Origin of the sequence: Bradyrhizobium sp. SZCCHNR3119 (assembly GCF_032487775.1) — a bacterium.
Classification (GTDB): Bacteria; Pseudomonadota; Alphaproteobacteria; order Rhizobiales; family Xanthobacteraceae; genus Bradyrhizobium.
Window position 1 is genome coordinate 5,005,288 of the sequence record NZ_JAUEUV010000001.1, and the last position, 17,548, is coordinate 5,022,835.

Annotated in this window: 12 protein-coding genes; 8 read left to right on the forward strand and 4 right to left on the reverse strand. The window is 64.6% G+C overall.

All coding sequences use genetic code 11. From position 1 onward, the window contains the following. Positions 1-5: 5 nt before the first annotated feature. The 5 genes from QX034_RS23070 to QX034_RS23090 all read left to right on the forward strand — a co-directional run bounded on the left by QX034_RS23070 (position 6) and on the right by QX034_RS23090 (position 7,260). The gene (locus QX034_RS23070) at positions 6-2,699 is read left to right on the forward strand and encodes a molybdopterin-dependent oxidoreductase (RefSeq protein ID WP_315769238.1); all 2,694 of its coding nucleotides are present in this window, start codon (positions 6-8) and stop codon (positions 2,697-2,699) included. A 261-nt stretch (positions 2,700-2,960) separates the two neighbouring features. Next, entirely contained in the window at positions 2,961-3,917 is a 957-nt protein-coding gene (locus QX034_RS23075) for an IS110 family transposase (RefSeq protein WP_315701447.1), read from the forward strand. A 94-nt stretch (positions 3,918-4,011) separates the two neighbouring features. After that, positions 4,012-4,851 carry an aldo/keto reductase gene (locus QX034_RS23080; protein WP_315729759.1) on the forward strand — a complete coding sequence of 280 codons (840 nt, stop codon included), beginning with the start codon at positions 4,012-4,014 and terminating at the stop codon, positions 4,849-4,851. 201 nt (positions 4,852-5,052) lie between these two features. Then, positions 5,053-5,994, forward strand: a complete 942-nt coding sequence (locus tag QX034_RS23085) for a DMT family transporter (RefSeq protein ID WP_409977537.1) — start codon at positions 5,053-5,055, stop codon at positions 5,992-5,994. A 93-nt stretch (positions 5,995-6,087) separates the two neighbouring features. Continuing rightward, the gene (locus tag QX034_RS23090; RefSeq protein WP_315741560.1) at positions 6,088-7,260 is read left to right on the forward strand and encodes a fumarylacetoacetate hydrolase family protein; all 1,173 of its coding nucleotides are present in this window, start codon (positions 6,088-6,090) and stop codon (positions 7,258-7,260) included. A gap of 31 nt (positions 7,261-7,291) precedes the next feature. Here the strand turns inward: QX034_RS23090 and QX034_RS23095 are convergent, their stop codons facing one another. The 3 genes from QX034_RS23095 to QX034_RS23105 all read right to left on the reverse strand — a co-directional run bounded on the left by QX034_RS23095 (position 7,292) and on the right by QX034_RS23105 (position 11,220). Then, a complete protein-coding gene (locus tag QX034_RS23095) occupies positions 7,292-8,527 on the reverse strand; it encodes a 2Fe-2S iron-sulfur cluster-binding protein (protein ID WP_315729758.1) in 1,236 nt (411 codons plus the stop codon). Positions 8,528-8,615: 88 nt separating this feature from the next. Beyond that, a complete protein-coding gene (locus QX034_RS23100) occupies positions 8,616-9,719 on the reverse strand; it encodes a ferredoxin (protein ID WP_315729757.1) in 1,104 nt (367 codons plus the stop codon). A gap of 1,039 nt (positions 9,720-10,758) precedes the next feature. Next, positions 10,759-11,220 carry an Lrp/AsnC family transcriptional regulator gene (locus QX034_RS23105; protein WP_315706330.1) on the reverse strand — a complete coding sequence of 154 codons (462 nt, stop codon included), beginning with the start codon at positions 11,218-11,220 and terminating at the stop codon, positions 10,759-10,761. Between the two features lie 138 nt (positions 11,221-11,358). On the opposite strand from QX034_RS23105, the gene QX034_RS23110 reads away from it, so the two are divergent. Together QX034_RS23110 and QX034_RS23115 are read left to right on the forward strand one after the other, a co-directional pair. Next, positions 11,359-13,728: a transketolase gene (locus QX034_RS23110; RefSeq protein ID WP_315706329.1), complete on the forward strand. Its 2,370-nt coding sequence runs from the start codon at positions 11,359-11,361 to the stop codon at positions 13,726-13,728. Between the two features lie 332 nt (positions 13,729-14,060). Further along, complete coding sequence (locus QX034_RS23115) at positions 14,061-15,491, forward strand: aldehyde dehydrogenase family protein (RefSeq protein ID WP_315706328.1); 1,431 nt, start codon at positions 14,061-14,063, stop codon at positions 15,489-15,491. 115 nt (positions 15,492-15,606) lie between these two features. Here QX034_RS23115 and QX034_RS23120 read toward each other — a convergent pair whose 3' ends face one another. Further along, positions 15,607-16,575, reverse strand: coding sequence for an SMP-30/gluconolactonase/LRE family protein (locus QX034_RS23120; RefSeq protein ID WP_315706327.1), 969 nt, complete (start codon positions 16,573-16,575; stop codon positions 15,607-15,609). A 113-nt stretch (positions 16,576-16,688) separates the two neighbouring features. Between QX034_RS23120 and QX034_RS23125 the strand changes: the two genes are divergently transcribed. Next, on the forward strand, positions 16,689-17,507 hold the full coding sequence (locus QX034_RS23125) for an NAD(P)-dependent oxidoreductase (RefSeq protein ID WP_315706326.1): 819 nt from the start codon (positions 16,689-16,691) through the stop codon (positions 17,505-17,507). The last annotated feature ends 41 nt before the right edge of the window (positions 17,508-17,548 follow it).

Here is a 17,548-nt window from a genome sequence, read left to right on the forward strand (position 1 = left end):
CGACCATGAACGCTGTCAATCCGAACCTGCGCGCGGTGCGCACCACCTGTCCTTATTGCGGCGTCGGCTGCGGCGTGCTCGCCAAGCCGGACGGCCAGGGTGGTGCCGCCATTGCCGGCGATCCGGCGCATCCGGCCAACCTCGGCCGGCTCTGTTCCAAGGGCTCGGCGCTCGGCGAGACGCTCACACAGGACGGCCGGCTGCTTTATCCGATGATCCGCTGCAAGGGTGTGATGGAGCGGGTCGCCTGGAGCGACGCGCTCGACCATGTCGCGCACCGGCTCAAGCACATCATTGCCCGCGACGGCGCGGATGCGGTGGCGTTCTATCTCTCCGGCCAGATGCTGACCGAGGATTACTACGTCGCCAACAAGCTGATGAAGGGGTTCATCGGCTCCGCCAATGTCGATACCAATTCTCGGCTGTGCATGGCGTCGTCCGTCGCCGGCCATCGCCGCGCCTTCGGCGCCGATACCGTGCCGGGCGCTTACGAGGATCTCGAGCTTGCCGATCTCCTGGTGTTCGTCGGCTCGAATGCGGCCTGGTGCCATCCGGTGCTGTACCAGCGCATGCTCGCCAACAAGCAGAGCCGTGGCGCCAAATTCGTCGTGATCGATCCGCGCCGCACCGACACCTCAAGCGAAGCCGACCTTTTCCTCGGCGTGAAGCCCGGCACCGACACCGCATTGTTCTCCGGCCTGCTCGTGCACCTCGCCGATCACGGCGCGCTCGACCGTGACTATATCGAGCGGCACACCAGCGGGTTCGATGATGCGCTCGCGCGGGCCCGCAGCATTGCCGGCAGCATTGGCGCCACCGCGCTGGCGACCGGCCTGTCGGAGCCGGACGTCGCGGCCTTCTTCAAGCTGTTCCGCGACACGCCCCGCGTCGTCACGCTGTATTCGCAAGGCGTCAACCAGTCGGCGCAGGGGACCGACAAGGTCAATGCGATCATCAATTGTCACCTTGCGACGGGACGCATCGGCAAGCCGGGCGCTTCCCCGTTCTCCTTGACCGGCCAGCCCAATGCGATGGGCGGCCGCGAGGTCGGCGGCCTCGCCAACCAGCTCGCCGCGCATATGGCCTTCACGCCGCCGGACATCGACCGTGTCAGGCGGTTCTGGAAGGCGCCCGATATCGCCACCCATGAGGGGCTGAAGGCGGTCGCGATGTTCGAGGCGATCGCGCGCGGCGAGATCAAGGCGCTGTGGGTGATCGGCACCAATCCGGCGGTGTCGCTGCCGGACGCAGACCTCGTCCGATCCGCGCTGAAGAAGCTCGAGCTGTTCGTGGTCTCTGAGAACGTGCGTTCGAACGACACCGTGAATGCCGGGCCGCATGTGCTGCTGCCGGCGCAGGCCTGGGGCGAGAAAAGCGGCACGGTGACCAATTCGGAGCGGCGCATCTCGCGCCAGCGTGCCTTCCTGGACGCTCCCGGCGAGGCCAAGCCGGACTGGTGGATGCTGAGCGAGGTCGCCAGGCGCTTGGGCTTCGGTGCTGCGTTCAACTACAGCTCCGCCGCGGATGTGTTCCGCGAGCATGCTGCGTTGTCGGCCTTCGAGAACGACGGCGCGCGCGATTTCGATATCGGCGCGCTGCGCTCGCTGTCGGACGAGGACTACGACGCGCTGGCGCCGGTGCAGTGGCCCGCGCGCGAAGGCACGCCGCCCTGGTCGCGCTTCTTCGCCGATGGCGGCTTCTTCACCAACGACCGCAAGGCGCGCTTCATCGCGCCGGAAGTGCCGGCACTGCGCACCGAGACCACGCCGGCGCGGCCGCTGCGCCTCAATACCGGGCGCATCCGCGACCAGTGGCACACGATGACGCGCACGGGCTTGAGCCCGCGGTTGGGCGCGCATCTGCCGGAGCCATTCGTCGAGGTGCATCCCGATGATGCGCTGAAATACGGCCTCGTGCACGACGGTTTTGCCCGCATCACCACCGATCACGGCCAATGTATCCTGAAGGTCGTCGTTAGCGAGCGTCAGCAGCGTGGCATGCTGTTCGCGCCGATTCATTGGAACGAGACCAACGCATCCCATGCCCGCGTCGGCGCGCTGGTGGGCTCCACGACCGACCCGTTCTCTGGGCAGCCGGAGTCCAAGGCGACGCCGGCGGCGGTCGCGCCTTACGAATATGTCTTCCGCGGCTTCGTGCTGTCGCGCACCGAACTCGCGCTGCCGCAGCACCTGTGGTGGGCGCGCGCGGCCGTCGCCGGAGGCTTCGGTTATCTGTTCGCCGACAATGGCGACCTCGCGCGCTGGCCAGCCTGGCTGAAGGCGCGCGCGAGCGAGGACCTCGCCGAATACATGGATTTCGGCGGCGGGGTCTATCGCGCGGCCTCCTTTACCGGCGGGCGCATCGAGACCTGCGTGTTCGTCGGGCCGGCGCACGACGCCGGCGATTGGAACGTCGTGAAGGAGATGTTCGCGGCGGCTTCGCTCGATGACGAGCAGCGCCGCATGCTATTGTCGGGACGGGCGCCCGAGGGAGCGGCGAGCGGCGGCCCGATCGTCTGCGCGTGTTTCGGCGTCGGCCGCAACACGATCTGCGACGCCATCGCTGCCGGCGCCAGGACGCCGGCTGCGCTCGGCGCTGCACTGAAGGCCGGCACCAATTGCGGCTCGTGCATTCCCGAGATGAAGCGGCTGATCGCGCAGGTGCCGGCGCAACCGCCGGGTCTTGCCGCGACGGGCTAGAACCTTGCCCGTCATTCCGGGCTCGATGGCAAAGCCATCGAGCCCGGAATCTCGACAGTGGCTTGCATCCATTTCTACAAGCTCGAGATTCCTGTATCTGACCGGGTGTCACTGTCATAGTGGCGGCGGGTAGAGACAGCTCGTTGGATTCCCGGTTGCCTCGGCGACCGTAACCCGGCTTGGGCGTCTCCGCTTGCCTTGTCTGATCGAACAGTCGCATGAGCGCCGATTTCCGGTAGCTCGCATACAGGTCTGATCCCCATGACAGCTCAGTCTCTTGCGCTCGCGGCCGGCATCGATGTCGGTCAGCGCTTTCTTGATGTCGGCCTTGCTCCCTCGGGCAAGACTTTCCGGGTTGCCAACGCTGCCGAAGGCGTCGCCGCCGTGGTCGAGCGGTTGACCCAGGCCGGCGTCGGCCGTGTCGTGCTGGAGGCGATCGGCCCCTATGCCCGGCAACTCGTCAGCGCTCTCGGCGCGGCCGGGTTCGAGGTCGGTCTCGTCAATCCGCGCCGCATCAAGGCATTCCGTGAGTTTGAAGGGCGCCGTGCCAAGACCGACAGGCTGGACGCGCGGCTGATTGCGCGCTTCGCTCTCGCCATGACCGACGCCATTCGCCCATTGCCATCCGCCGAGCAGCTGACGCTCAAGGCCCTCACCACACGTCGTCGCCAGCTCACGGAAATGATCGCCATGGAGAAGACACGGCTGAAACAAACCGCCGAGCCACTCCTATTGGACAATCACCGTGCCACCATCTCTGTTCTGACGACCCAGTGCCGCCAGATCGAGACCGAACTCGACCGCCGGATCGCCGCCGATCCGCAGCTTGCCTGCAGCTTCGAGATCCTCACCTCGATCCCCGGGATCGGCGAGCGCGTGGCCACTGTGCTGATCACCGAACTGCCTGAGATTGGCCGCGTCGATCGCAAGGCTGTCGCCAGCCTGGCCGGCCTCGCGCCGCATGTCAGCCAGTCCGGCAATGCGCCGCCCCGTGCCGCCATCTCGGGCGGCCGCCCTTGCGTGCGCACGGCGCTCTACATGGCCGCCCTCGTCGCCAGCCGTCACAATCCCCGAATGAAAGCCGCCTACCAAGCCCTGCGAGAACAGGGCAAGCCCGCCAAGCTCGCCCTCATTGCCATCGCCCGAAAGCTGTTGGTCACCGCAAACACCATGGTCAAAAACAACACCCGATATACCCAGCAATCGCTTGACAGCTAAGACAGTCGCCGGGTTCACGCTTCGCGTGCCCCGGTGACGTCGCTTTGATATCGCTGCAATCGACCTCGCGCAGCCTCTCCGCTATACGTTGGCCATGAAGCACAAAACTTTCGGCAGCGGCGGACCCGACGTCTCCGTCATCGGGCAGGGCACCTGGTATCTCGACCACGGCGATCGCAAGCGCGCCATCGCCGCCCTGCAACGCGGGCTCGATCTCGGCATGAGCCATATCGACACAGCGGAGATGTATGGCGATGCCGAGCTCGTCATCGCCGACGCCATTGCCGGTCGGCGCGACGAGGTGTTCCTGGTCTCCAAGGTGCTGCCGAGCAACGCCTCGCGCCGCGGCACCATTACGGCCTGTGAGCGCTCGCTGAAGCGGCTGAACACCGACCGGCTCGATTGTTACCTGTTGCACTGGCGCGGCTCCTATCCGCTCGCGGAGACGGTTGCCGCTTTCGATGAGTTGACACGCGCGGGCAAGATCCGCTCATGGGGCGTCAGCAATTTCGATGCCGACGATCTCGATGAACTGCTCGAGGTCGCAGGTCCCGGCCAGATCGCCTGTAACCAGGTGCTCTATCATTTGCAGGAGCGCGCGATCGAGCACGCAGTGATCCCCTGGTGCGGGGAGCATGGTGTCGCCGTGGTCGCCTATTCGCCGTTCGGTCATGACGATTTTCCGACGACGACGAGCCCGGGTGGGCAGGTGCTGCAGCGCATTGCGCAGGCGCATGCCGCGACGCCGCGCCAGGTGGCGCTCGCTTTCCTGACCCGGGCCTCCGGGCTGTTCGCGATTCCGAAAGCCGGCTCGCCCGAGCATGCAGCGGAAAATGCTGCGGCGGGAAGCCTCGATCTGACGGCTGCCGAGATCGCTGCGCTCGATCGCGCGTTTCCGCGCGGGCCGAAGCCGCGCGGATTACCGGTGCTGTAGTGCAGCATCGCTCACAGATTGTTACCGCCTGTTGCGCGGAGCAAACGCGCATATCGGCTGCCCGATTTCTACGGGTTGCCGCCGGCGTCCGATTGACGTCTTGTCGGGCCTTGCCCGAGTCGTTCACGTCACTGCAGTCAGAGGTTGATCGTGTCTCCGCCCCACGGCGCAGCCGCGAGGCGCGATAGCGCAGCGCTCCCCTTGCCCGAGAAGAAGCCGCAGCCGCGACGGCGCGCACCCGCGCGGGCCGACCGACCGTTCCGCGGCATCGCGCTGATCCTGCTCTCGACGCTGTTCCTCGCCACCTCGGACGTCACGGCGAAATATCTCACCAAGACGCTGCCGCCGATCGAGATCACCTGGATGCGCTTCGTCGTATTCGCTGCGATCATGATTCCGGCGATGCTGCCCGGCTCGCCGCTCTTTGCGCTGCGGACCACGCGTGTTCGGTTCCAGTTGCTGCGCGGCTTGGCGCTGCTCGGCTCCTCGATCCTGTTCATCAGCGGCTTGCGTTACCTGCCGATCGCGGAGGCCTCAGCCACCAGCTTCGTTGCGCCCCTGTTCGTCACGGCGCTGTCGATCGTCTTTCTCAGCGAGAAGGTCGGACTGCGGCGCTGGATCGCGACCATGGTCGGGCTCGCGGGCGTCGTCATCATCCTGCGTCCCGGCACCGGCGCGTTTCGGATGGCGGCGCTGTTTCCGATCGCATCCGCTTTCGCCTGGGCCTGCACGCTGGTGATGACGCGCGTGATGAGCGGGCGCGAGCATGTCATGACCACGATGACCTATTCGTCGATCGCCGGCGTCTGCGTGCTATCGGCCCTGGTGCCGCTGGTCTGGGTGGCGCCGACCTGGCACGACGTTCTGTTCGGGCTATTGGTCGGCGTTGCGTCGACCACGGGACAGTGGATCGTGGTGCTGGCGTTCCGTTATGCGGACGCCTCGGTGCTGGCGCCGTTCTCCTACATCCAGTTGCTGTGGGCCAGCATTTTCGGCTTCGTCGTCTTTGGCGAGGTGCCGGATGCCTGGACCATCACCGGTGCGGTCTTCATCGTTTCCAGCGGTCTTTATACCGCCCATCGCGAGCGCGTCCGGCGCTCGCAGCTCTTGACCGTGGTTGGCGAGACTTCGCCCAATCCGTGAAGCCTGGAATGACTGCAAGCGGTTCGAGCTTGGATCGCTTTCGCTCCAATGCTACCTCTCGCCGGACAACAAGCCTCACGGGAGAACGCCGCCATGATCGCCTTGACGCCTGAAGCCGTGTTGCCGGACGACGGCACCAAGGGGACGTTGGTCGGCCGCGTGTGGCGGCCAGATGTCGAAGGCCCCGCTGTCGTTGCGGTGCGCGGCGACGGCGTATTCGACGTCACCGCCGCTTTCCCGACTGTGAGCACGTTGTGCGAACAGGGCGATCCGGCCGCTGCGCTGCGCGCCGCCAAGGGCGAGCGTATCGGCGATCTCGCCGCCATCCTTGCCAATACGCCGCCCGACAGGCGCGATTCCACCAAGCCGTGGCTGCTGGCGCCGGTCGATCTGCAGGTGCTCAAGGCCGCCGGCGTCACCTTTGCGATCTCGATGCTGGAACGCGTGATCGAGGAGCGGGCGCGCGGCAATCCGGCCTCGGCGGAGGCGATCCGCAAAGAGGTCGTGCGCCTCGTGGGAGACGATTTCTCCAAGCTCAAGCCAGGCTCAGATCAGGCAATGCACCTGAAGCAGGTGCTGATCGAGCAGGGCGCCTGGAGCCAGTATCTCGAGGTCGGCATCGGGCCGGACGCGGAAGTCTTCACCAAGGCGCCCGTGCTGTCGTCGGTCGGCACCGGCATGGATGCCGGGCTGCATCCGAAATCGACCTGGAACAATCCGGAGCCGGAGGTCGTGCTCGCGGTCTCGAGCGAGGGCAAGATCGTCGGCGCCACGCTCGGCAACGACGTCAACCTGCGCGACTTCGAAGGCCGCTCGGCGCTGCTGTTGTCGAAGGCCAAGGACAACAACGCCTCTTGCGCCATTGGCCCGCTACTGCGCCTGTTCGACGCGACGTTCTCGCTCGATGACGTCAGACAGATGGAGGTCGCGCTCGAGGTGAAGGGCGCCGACGGCTTCGTGCTCGACGGCCATTCATCCATCAGCAAGATCAGCCGCGATCCGACCGATCTCGTCGGCCAGACGGTCGGCCGGGTGCATCAATACCCGGACGGTTTTGCGCTGTTCCTTGGCACGATGTTCGCGCCGGTGAAGGACCGCGACGCGCCGGGGCAGGGCTTCACCCACAAACGCGACGACATCGTCACCATCGCAGCGCCTCAGCTCGGCAAGCTCGTCAACCGCATGCGCCCCAGCGACGAATGCGAGCCCTGGACTTTCGGCGTTGGCGCATTGATGCGCAGCCTGGCACGGCGCAAGCTGATTTGACCGCCTCAAGCACGACCTGACGCGAGTTGGCTCAGGCGAATTGTCCTGCGCCCTTGCGCAGCCGGCCCTGCTGATTTGCCTGATCCGCGAGAACGGCACGCTGCGGCATGCGCGAAGGTGAATGCTCGCGATCGGTAGCAAGTGCGCCGCGCCGCGGTTCGTGCGGCCGCTGGGTGCGCATCTCCTCGTCAGCGGACTGTGTCGGCACCAGCGAAAGCACCTTCTCGAAAGGATCGATCGGCGTCTCGCTGCTGCTTTGTGGCTGAGGTCGCCGCGCCACCAGCGTCTTGAGCTTGCCGAGCAGGCCGGCCGGCTCCTCCGCAGGCGCCGACTCGAACGGATCGGCGTAGAAGGTCGCGCCGGCCTTCTCGACGAGACCGGCCAGTGCGCTCACCATGCGCGGCGAGCCGCAGGCATAGACCACATCGGATGCGGTCAGTGTCGGCATATGGGCCTCGATCCGACCGCTGCGAATGGACGGGTGATTGGCAGGTCCTTCCTCCACCGTCGGAATCACCGTGACGTTCGGCAATCGGGCCAGCTGCGCCAGCACCGGAGTCATGTAGAGCGCAGGCAGCCGGCGCGCGCCCGCGATCACGACGATCGGGCGCTCTCTGGATTCGCGCAAGGCAACGGAAGCGATGGCCCAGATCGGCGCGAAGCCGGTGCCGCTCCCGGCCAAGATCAGCCGGCCGGAGCCGCCGGGACGCAGGAACGCATGACCATAAGGACCCTGGATGCGCAGCCGATGGCCGGGCCTGATGCTGGTGCCGAGCGCCGACGTCAGCCGCCCGCCACGTACACGCTTGATGTTGAGATGGATGACGCGTCCGCCGATGCGGCCGTCGAAGGATGCGGTAGGGCTGTAGGCCCGTGCCGGAAAGCCGTTGAAGGTGAAACGGAAATACTGTCCCGGCAGATAGCTGATGCTCTTTTCCGGCGCGATCATGAGCTCCATGATGTCGGGTGCGAGCTCGCGCAAGCCGACGAGCCGAGCCCGGGCAGTGTCGATCTCGGGCACATCCTCCATTTCGACCTCGAGGTCGGAGACGACGCGCGCCTGACAGGCATGAACCATGCCCTGTGTATGCGTTTCGCCGCACACGGTCTGGCCCTTGGCGACGTGCACCATGCAGGTGCCGCAGGTCCCGGCGCGGCAGTCGTATGGAATCTCGACGCCGTTCGCCAGCGCTCCGTCGAGCAAGACATCGCCGGCACGGACCCGAAAGGTGCGGCCCTTGACCGAAACAGTCCTGAAATTGCTCATGGTTCACTCCTCAAATCGGGCGCAAGGACACGGCGTGGTCTGGGGCGTGCCTGCCGCGGCCCCGGATCACGCGACCTCGCGCGAGACGTCACGCTTTGCCTGGTGCTACACGAATGAGATTCTTGTTCGCCGTCGTCTCGAACCGGCCGGACCAGTAGGTCGACGCCATCACCGGGCGCTTCAACCAGCTCACCTTGGGCGCGCGGAGCACGATGAACCAGAAGAAGAACGGCGTGGTCACTAGATGTGAGACGAGCGGAAACCAGTCCGGCAGCAGAGAGGCCGGGCCGGGGAGACGGTACCAATAATAGGTGCTGACCGCGGCGGCCGCGAAAATGCGGTGCAGGGTGGCGCGCGCGTCGGGCTTGTGGCGCAGGACGTACTCGCAGCACTTGAAGACGAGATAGGTCACGACGCACGCAATCAGCGGCCAGGCGTAGGTGATCATGACCGCGTGGTTGTCCACCTCGTCCGGGGCATAATCCCTGACCTGGTACCAGCCCCAGACGAAGCCGGGAAAGCTCCCGACCAGGAAATTCCCGAGGAATTGCTGGAGCCTGTTGCCGCTGGTCACGGTCGGCGACAATTCGGGCGTCGAATCCGGGCACGGATTGCTGCATCCCTCGCACAGATTGCAGCGCGCATTCTTGAAGGTGAGCGCGGGGTTGGTGCCGTACAGCCGCTCCACCGGGTGGATGGGGCATAGCGAGGTGCACCAGCCGGATCGCATCTCGAACAGCGATCCCATCGTGAAGGCGATGACCGCCGCGGATAGCAGCATGATCGCCGTCAGCGGGCCGTCCACGTTCAAGCCGATGCGCCGCATGGGGACGACGACGAACAGCAGGATGACGCTGATCAGGCCGAGCCCGGCCGCACCCCATTCGGGCATCCTGATGTTGCGCGAGATGCCGAGCTTCTGCGGCAGCATGTGCATCGTCGCCATCGGGCAGACATTGCGCCACAGGCCGGGCGAGATCGTCACCAGCGCCGGCGCGATGGGGATCAGGAAATTCCACATCAGCGCGATGCCCGCGGCCGGCCAGAACAGTAGCAAGCCGACCAGGACCACGCCCACGGTGAACATGACGGATTGAAGCGCGACCCAGACGCGCCGGCTCTTGGGGCTTACCGTGCGACTGCTGGAAGCTGATTTCGGGCAATATCTCGTGGGTGCGACGCGCACGGCCATGTTGGCCTGTGAGAATGATCCTCGGCGCTGCCGCGGAGACTCGAATTTGGCTGACTGACGGGCGCTGTTGTTCTGCATTGCTGTCCAGGCGCGGGGTTTGACATCAAGAGCGCGCGACGGATCCGACACCGATAGCCTGCGGCTGATGGCCGCGCACACTCAACTGTGAAGCTAGTAGGAAGATGTGGCCGTTTTGGATGGCCATTATGAACATCCCGGGGCCTTGCTGCGGTCGGCCTGCGGCGGGTTGATCTGGATCAAACGGTCATCGATTTTTGATCCAGATCAATGCGCCGACGCGACGGAGCCGGCGGGCACATTGTCAGTGCCGCGCTCCCCATGGTCGCTCCCGTCGGATCTTGGTGATCCGGGTGCTGGCTGCGTGAGCGGGCCAAGCCTACGTCGACGGTGCATAGGCGCATGCACAATTTGCCCGTCGTGCCAGTTTGCCGCATAGCTGCGGCCTTGCCGTGTCGGGCAAATCACAACGATCATCTCGGTCATCCTGCTCGCGACGAAGAGGGCGTTTCGGCCAATCGTCACGAAACGTAGCGGCGGGGAGCGGTAGACGCGGATGGTGCGGAATGACGAGCGCGCCTGATGCGGACGGTCAAGTCGCGCGGTCCTGATACTCCGACGCTAGTATCCCGCGCAACGCGCGCAAGCGCGTTGTCGCGCACGGTGGCCAGAAAGCCCGGCGCACCGGGGAGAACGCGAAGCAGCCGTTAAAACTATCGCGCAGGGAAGGCCGGGATGTCTTGGCCGAACCTGTGGTGACTGCCGCCTGCTTTTTTTTCTGCAGGCGGGCCATGGGAGCGGCGAGCTCCCGGCCTTCCCTGTGCCCTCTCTTATGAGGGAGGGACAAACGAACTTGCAAAGCTCGGACGCAAATGCGCCGCGGGAATGAAAACGTATGTCTCGACGCCGTCATTGCGAGCGAAGCGAAGCAAGCCGGAGTGTTGCACAGCGGCTGGACTGGATTGCTTCGTCGCTTGCGCTCCTCGCAATGACGACAGCGGAGATCGTGGCCGGCACCTGCTCAGACCGGCAGCGCGATCGAGTACTTCACCTGGCTCAATGCGAAGCTGCTCTCGATCGAGGCGATGCCGTCGAGCTTGGTCAGCTTGGTTTTCAGAAAGGCTTCATAGGACGAGAGATCAGCCGCCACGACACGCAGCAGATAGTCGCGATTGCCCGTCATCAGATAGCACTCCAGCACTTCCGGCCATTTCGAGATCGCCCGCTCGAAACGCGCGAGGTCTTCCTCCTTCTGCCGCGCGAGCTTGATCGAGATGAAGACGGAAACGTGCAGCCCCAACGCCTTCTGGTCCACGGTGGCGATGTAGTTGGTGATCACGCCGCGCTCCTCCAACAGCTTCACCCGCCGGTGGCAGGGCGACACCGACAGCCCGACCTTGCCGGCGAGCTCCTGCATGGTGATGCGGCCGTCGGCCTGCAGAATGCCGAGGATTTTCCGGTCGATGGCGTCGAGGTCAGGCATTGGAACAAAATCCGAGATGCGCGGGTTACATTGGAAAACTGTACCAAAAATCAGGGTCGAAGCGCAAGAAATTGAGAATAATGGCCGTGCCGCCGGGATTAACATGCTCGAATCCGAAAGCCTCCGGGGAGGAGCACCATGGCGACGTCGTCTGCGCGGTCCGAACGTCTCGACCTTTTGAATGCGCTGGCCCGCAAAGTGCTGTGGCTGTCGTCCTGGACCATCCACCACGCCAACCACATCCGTCCCAATGTGGACGGGCTGAAGGTCGGCGGCCATCAGGCCTCGTCGGCCTCGCTCGCGACCATCATGTCGGCGTTGTATTTCGCGGTGCTGCGGCCCGAGGATCGCGTCGCGGTGAAGCCGCATGCCAGCCCGGTGTTCCACGCCATTCAATATCTGTTCGGCCGGCAGAGCCGCGAGAAGCTGGAGAATTTCCGCGGCTTCAAGGGCGCGCAGTCTTATCCATCACGCACCAAGGACACCGATGACGTCGACTTCTCGACCGGCTCGGTCGGCCTCGGCGTCGCGCAGACTTTGTTCTCCTCGCTGGTGCAGGACTACGTCAGCGCGCATGGCTGGATGAAGGACCGCCGCGAGGGCCGCATGATCGCGCTGGTCGGCGACGCCGAGATGGACGAGGGCAACATCTTCGAGGCCCTGGCGGAGGGCTGGAAGCATGGCCTGCGCAACACCTGGTGGATCGTCGACTACAACCGGCAGAGTCTCGACGCGGTGGTGCGCGAAGGTTTGTGGGAGAAGTTCGAGACCATGTTCCGCAATTTCGGTTGGGACGTGGTGATCGTCAAATATGGACGCCTGATGCGCGAGGCCTTCGCTGAGCCCGGCGGTGAAGCGTTGCGGCGCTGGATCGATAATTGCCCGAACGCGCTCTATGCGGCGCTGTGCTTCCAGGGCGGCGCGGCGTTTCGCAAGCATCTTTTGGACGACATCGGCGATCAGGGCGACGTTTCTCGCCTGATCAACAAGCGCGGCGACGACGAGTTGCTGGCGCTGATGTCCAACCTCGGCGGCCACGACATGGCGAGCATGCTGGAGGCATTCGAAGCCATCGACCACGACCGCCCGGTCTGCTTCATCGCCTACACCATCAAGGGCGTCGGCCTGCCGTTCCAGGGCCACAAGGACAATCACGCCGGGCTGATGACAGTGGCGCAGATGGAGACATGGCGCAGCAAGCAGGACATCCGGCCGGGCCACGAGTGGGATAAATTCGAGGGGGTACCGCAGGATCCGGCACAGCTCGAAGCCTTTCTCGCAAGCGTGCCGTTCAATCGCGGCGAGCGGCGGCTGAGCGATGCCGTGTTCGACGTGCCGGAGCGATTGACGTTCACGGCGTCGGCGCAGATGTCGACCCAGCAGGGCTTTGGCCTGATCCTCAACGATCTCGCCCGTGGCGACACGCCGCTGGCCTCGCGCATCGTCACCGCCTCGCCCGACGTGACTGTCTCGACCAATCTCGGCGCCTGGGTCAACCGCCGCGGCCTGTTCGCGCGTGCCGAGAAGGCGGACCTGTTTCGCAGCGAGAAGATCCCGTCGACCTATAACTGGGCTGCCTCGCCGAAAGGCCAGCATATCGAGCTCGGCATTGCCGAGATGAACCTGTTCATCCTGGCCTCCGCGCTCGGCCTCTCGCATGCGATCAATGGGGCGCGGCTGTTGCCGGTCGCCACTCTCTACGATCCCTTCATCGAGCGCGGCCTCGATGCACTGAACTACGCCTGCTACCAGGATGCGCGCTTCATGGTAGCGGCGACACCGTCGGGAGTCACGCTGGCGCCGGAAGGCGGCGCGCATCAGTCGATCGCTACCCCATTGATCGGCATCGCGCAGGATGGCCTTTCGTCGTTCGAGCCGGCCTTTGTCGACGAACTCGCCGCCATCATGAAATGGGGTTTTGCCCATATGCAGCGCGAGGCGGGCGAGGGCGGCTCGGTTTACTTGCGGCTGTCGACGCGAAGCATCGAGCAGCCGCAGCGGATCATGACCCCGGAGTTGGAGACCGGCATCACGGAGGGCGCCTATTGGCTGCGTAAGCCGGGTCCCAATGCGGAGGTGATCGTCGCCTATACCGGTGCGGTCGGACCGGAGGCGATCGAGGCGACCGGCCTGATCGGCGAGAGCCGGCGCGATGTCGGCCTGCTCGCGATCACGTCGGCCGACCGCCTGCACGCCGGATGGACCGCCGCGCGGAATATTCGGCGCGCCCGCCGCGGTGTGCAGCATTTGAGCCATATCGAAAAGCTGCTCGCGCCGCTGCCGCGCGACTGCGGCATCGTCACGGTGATCGACGGCCATCCGGCGACGCTCGGCTGGCTCGGCAGCGTGCGCGGCCATCGCGTCGAAGCGCTCGGCGTCGAACGCTTCGGCCAGACCGGTACGATCGACGACCTCTATCGTTTCAACGGCATCGACGCCAACGCGATCATCGATGCGGCCGAAAGCCTCACCGGTGCGCCCGTGCTGCATCGCAAAATGGCGGTGTGATCAAAACTTCGTTCAACACATACGCCAGTCGCATGCGGCTGTCGCCCCTGCGAAAGCAGGGCCCATAACCACAGGGAGAAATTGTTGATTAGCAGTTAAGGGATTACGGGCAGCGAGCCAACATTGTATCCTGCGGGATGGATCCCGGCTTTCGCCGGGATGACGGCGAGTACGTGGTTGCCGCCTTGCCAGCGTCACGCTCGCACCCTTATATCCTCGCCAGCCGCAACGCTGGCCCGCATATGGCGGGTTCATCCAAAAAGGCATTCGTGCAAGGATGCTGGCACGAAACGCCCCCTCCATTTGCTCTCCCGATTTGAAGAGGTTTTCCGATGGTCAACCGCATGCAATTCTACATCGACGGCGCCTGGGTCGATCCGGTCGTCAAGAAATCCACTCCTGTGGTCAATCCTGCGACCGAGGAGGCGATGTATGAGGTTGCGCTCGGCTCCAAAGCCGATGTCGACAAGGCCGTCGCCGCCGCCAAGCGTGCGTTCGAAACCTATTCCCAGACCTCGCGCGAGGAGCGCGTCGCGCTGCTCGAGAAGATCGTCGCGATCTACAAGAGCCGCATGAAGGAGATCGGCGCTGCGATCTCCGACGAGATGGGCGCACCGCTGCCGATGGCGGAGAAGCTGCAGTCCGGTGCCGGCCTCGGCCATTTCATGACCACGCTGGAAATCCTGAAGAACTATCACTTCGAGGAGCCCTGTGGCTCCGCGACCCTCCTGCGCGAGCCAGTCGGCGTGGTCGGCATGATCACGCCCTGGAATTGGCCGATGAACCAGATCGCCTGCAAGGTTGCGCCGGCGCTGGCGGCAGGCTGCACCATGATCTTGAAGCCGTCGGAGTTCACCCCGACATCGGCGCTGATCCTTGCCGAGATCATTCACGAGGCCGGCGTGCCGAAGGGAGTGTTCAACCTGGTCAACGGCCTCGGCCCGGAGGTCGGTGCTGCGATGAGCGAGCATCCCGACATCGACATGATCTCGTTTACCGGCTCGACCCGGGCCGGCATCGATGTCGCCAAGCGTGCCGCACCAACCGTTAAGCGTGTCAGCCAGGAGCTAGGCGGCAAGTCGCCGAACATCATCCTCGAGGGCGCCGATCTGACGAAGGCGGTGACCGGTGGCGTCATGCACATGTTCAACAATTCCGGGCAGTCCTGCAACGCGCCCTCGCGGATGATCGTGCCGCTGTCGAAGATGAAGGAAGTGTCCGCGATCGCGAAAGCCGCAGCCGACAAGACCAAGGCTGGTGATCCGCGCGGCGAAGGCACCACGATCGGTCCGGTGGTCAATCGCGGCCAGTGGGAGAAGATCCAGGCCCTGATCAACAAGGGCATCGAGGAGGGCGCGACCCTGGTAGCCGGCGGTCCCGGTCTGCCGGAGGGCGTAAACAAGGGCTACTACGTGCGCCCGACCATCTTTGCCGACGTCAAGCCAGAGATGACCATCTCCCGCGAGGAGATCTTCGGACCGGTGCTCGTGATCATCGGCGCGCAGGACGAGGCGGATGCGGTGCGGATCGCCAACGATACGCCCTATGGTCTCGCCGGCTATGTCTCGGCCGGGACGATCGAGAAGGCCCGCGAGATCGGCCGCAAGATCCGCGCCGGCAACGTCAATCTTCAGGGCGTGCCGAACGATCGCACCGCGCCATTCGGCGGCTACAAGCAGTCCGGCAACGGCCGCGAATGGGGCAAGTTCGGTCTGGAGGAATATCTCGAGGTCAAGGCGGTCGCGGGCTACAACGCGGCTTAACTGCGAGTGAAGAGGCGTAGGGTGGGCAAAGCGAGAGCGTGCCCACCCTTCACGTCGCGAAGAGAGATGGTGGGCACGGCACTGCGTGCCTTTGCCCCACCCTACGATGGCCAAGCTATCCGCCCAGCGCACCCTGCGTATTCACGTAGAGCGCGTAGATCGACTGGCTCGCCGCCATGAACAGCCGGTTGCGCTTGAGGCCGCCGAAGCAGACGTTGGCGCAGCGCTCCGGCAGCGCGATCCGGCCGATTGGGGCGCCGTCGGGCGCAAACACCATGACGCCGTCGAGCTCGGGCTTGCCCATGCCCCAGCCGCACCAGAGATTGCCGTCGACGTCGCAGCGCATGCCGTCCGGCGTACCGGGCCCGGCGTCGATGTGGACGCGCTTGTTGCGGAGCGTCGCGCCATCGGGCGAGACGTCATAGGCCAGGATCTTGCGATTGGGTTCCCCGCGGGACTCGACGACGTAGAGGATCTTTTCGTCGGGCGAGAAGCACAGCCCATTCGGCCCCAGCACGCCTTCGGCGACGATGCTGGCTCTGCCGGTTGCACCGTCGATGCGATAGACATTGGCGTCGATCTCGGACTCGGCCTTGTAGCCCTCGTAATTTCCGAGCAGGCCGAAGGTTGGATCAGTGAACCAGACCGAGCCGTCGGATTTCACCACGACGTCGTTGGGAGAGTTCAGCCGCTTGCCGTCGAAGGAGTCGATCAGCACCGTGATGGAACCGTCATACTCGGTGCGCACGACGCGCCGCCCGCCATGCTCGCAGGTGACGAGCCGGCCCTGACGGTCGCGGGTGTTGCCATTGGCAAAGTTCGATGGCTTGCGGAAGATGCTGACCGCGCCGGTTTCCTCCTCCCATTTGAGGATGCGCTGGTTGGGGATGTCGCTGCACAGGAGATAACGGCCGTCGCCGAACCATACCGGCCCTTCGGCCCAGCGCAGGCCGGTGGCGAGGCGTTCCACCGCCGAGAGTTTCAGCCAGTACGTCTCGAACCGCGGATCGAGCGCCTGGATTGCCGGATCGGGATAATAGGTCGCCGGGTGCCAGCCTTGGGACGGAGCATTCGCATCGGACATTTGCTGATCTCGTTGTTGCGTTCCCTCACTGAATGTCTGCTATCATTCTTGTGCAATGACCGCAAACGAGTGGTTGGAATCCAACCACGAGCGAAGCGAATACGAGGGACGAAATGCCACGCATCTTGATGACCGGCGCGAGCGGGGGAATCGGCACATCGCTGCGCAAGCTGCTGCCGCCGATCTATCCGGACCTTCTGCTCAGCGATTTGAAGCCGCCGGCCGATCTGTCCAGCCAGGAGACGTTCAAGGCAGCCAATCTGGCCGATCTCGCGCAGGTCGAGGCGCTGTGCGAAGGGATCGACGGCATCCTGCATTTCGGCGGCTACTCGGTCGAAGGCCCTTGGAACGATATCCTGCAGGCCAACATCGTCGGCGGCTACAACCTGTTCGAGGCCGCCCGCAAAAAGGGCGTGAAGCGGGTGGTCTTTGCCTCGTCCAACCACGCCGTTGGATTCTATCCGCGACATCGCAAGATCGACAACGATGTCCAGCCGCGTCCTGATGGCCGTTACGGCGTCAGCAAGGTTTTCGGCGAGGCGGTCGGGTCGCTTTATGCCGACAAGCATGGTCTCAAGGTGACCTGCATCCGTATCGGCAATTTCGGCGAAAGACCGCTCGATCGGCGCAGGCTTTCGATCTGGCTGAAGCCGGAAGACCTGGTGCAGCTCTGCCGGATCGGGCTCGAACACCCGGACATTCATTTCGAGGTTCTCTATGGCGCCTCGCTCAACGAACGCGCTTGGTGGGACAATCAGCGTGCCTATGATCTTGGCTACCGGCCGACCGGGCGCGCGGAGGATTTTCGCGAGCACGCGTTTGCCGAACAGGCCAAGCTGCCCGCCGATCCGATCGCCGACTACTACCAGGGCGGTTCGTTCTGCAGCGTCGAATTCGACGGGGACACAAGCGGGATGATCGACTGGGGGTAACAATTGCAATGTCATTCCAGGGCACGTCCGAAGGACGTGAA

What these genes read in the sequence shown, in the direction of transcription:
- QX034_RS23080 (WP_315729759.1), top strand. Translation starts at nt 4,012, where the DNA reads ATGAAGCACAAAACTTTCGGCAGCGGCGGACCCGACGTCTCCGTCATC.
- QX034_RS23090 (WP_315741560.1), top strand. Translation starts at nt 6,088, where the DNA reads ATGATCGCCTTGACGCCTGAAGCCGTGTTGCCGGACGACGGCACCAAG.
- QX034_RS23125 (WP_315706326.1), top strand. Translation starts at nt 16,689, where the DNA reads ATGCCACGCATCTTGATGACCGGCGCGAGCGGGGGAATCGGCACATCG.
- QX034_RS23100 (WP_315729757.1), bottom strand. Translation starts at nt 9,719, where the DNA reads ATGGCCGTGCGCGTCGCACCCACGAGATATTGCCCGAAATCAGCTTCC.
- QX034_RS23095 (WP_315729758.1), bottom strand. Translation starts at nt 8,527, where the DNA reads ATGAGCAATTTCAGGACTGTTTCGGTCAAGGGCCGCACCTTTCGGGTC.
- QX034_RS23105 (WP_315706330.1), bottom strand. Translation starts at nt 11,220, where the DNA reads ATGCCTGACCTCGACGCCATCGACCGGAAAATCCTCGGCATTCTGCAG.
- QX034_RS23110 (WP_315706329.1), top strand. Translation starts at nt 11,359, where the DNA reads ATGGCGACGTCGTCTGCGCGGTCCGAACGTCTCGACCTTTTGAATGCG.
- QX034_RS23120 (WP_315706327.1), bottom strand. Translation starts at nt 16,575, where the DNA reads ATGTCCGATGCGAATGCTCCGTCCCAAGGCTGGCACCCGGCGACCTAT.
- QX034_RS23115 (WP_315706328.1), top strand. Translation starts at nt 14,061, where the DNA reads ATGGTCAACCGCATGCAATTCTACATCGACGGCGCCTGGGTCGATCCG.
- QX034_RS23070 (WP_315769238.1), top strand. Translation starts at nt 6, where the DNA reads ATGAACGCTGTCAATCCGAACCTGCGCGCGGTGCGCACCACCTGTCCT.
- QX034_RS23075 (WP_315701447.1), top strand. Translation starts at nt 2,961, where the DNA reads ATGACAGCTCAGTCTCTTGCGCTCGCGGCCGGCATCGATGTCGGTCAG.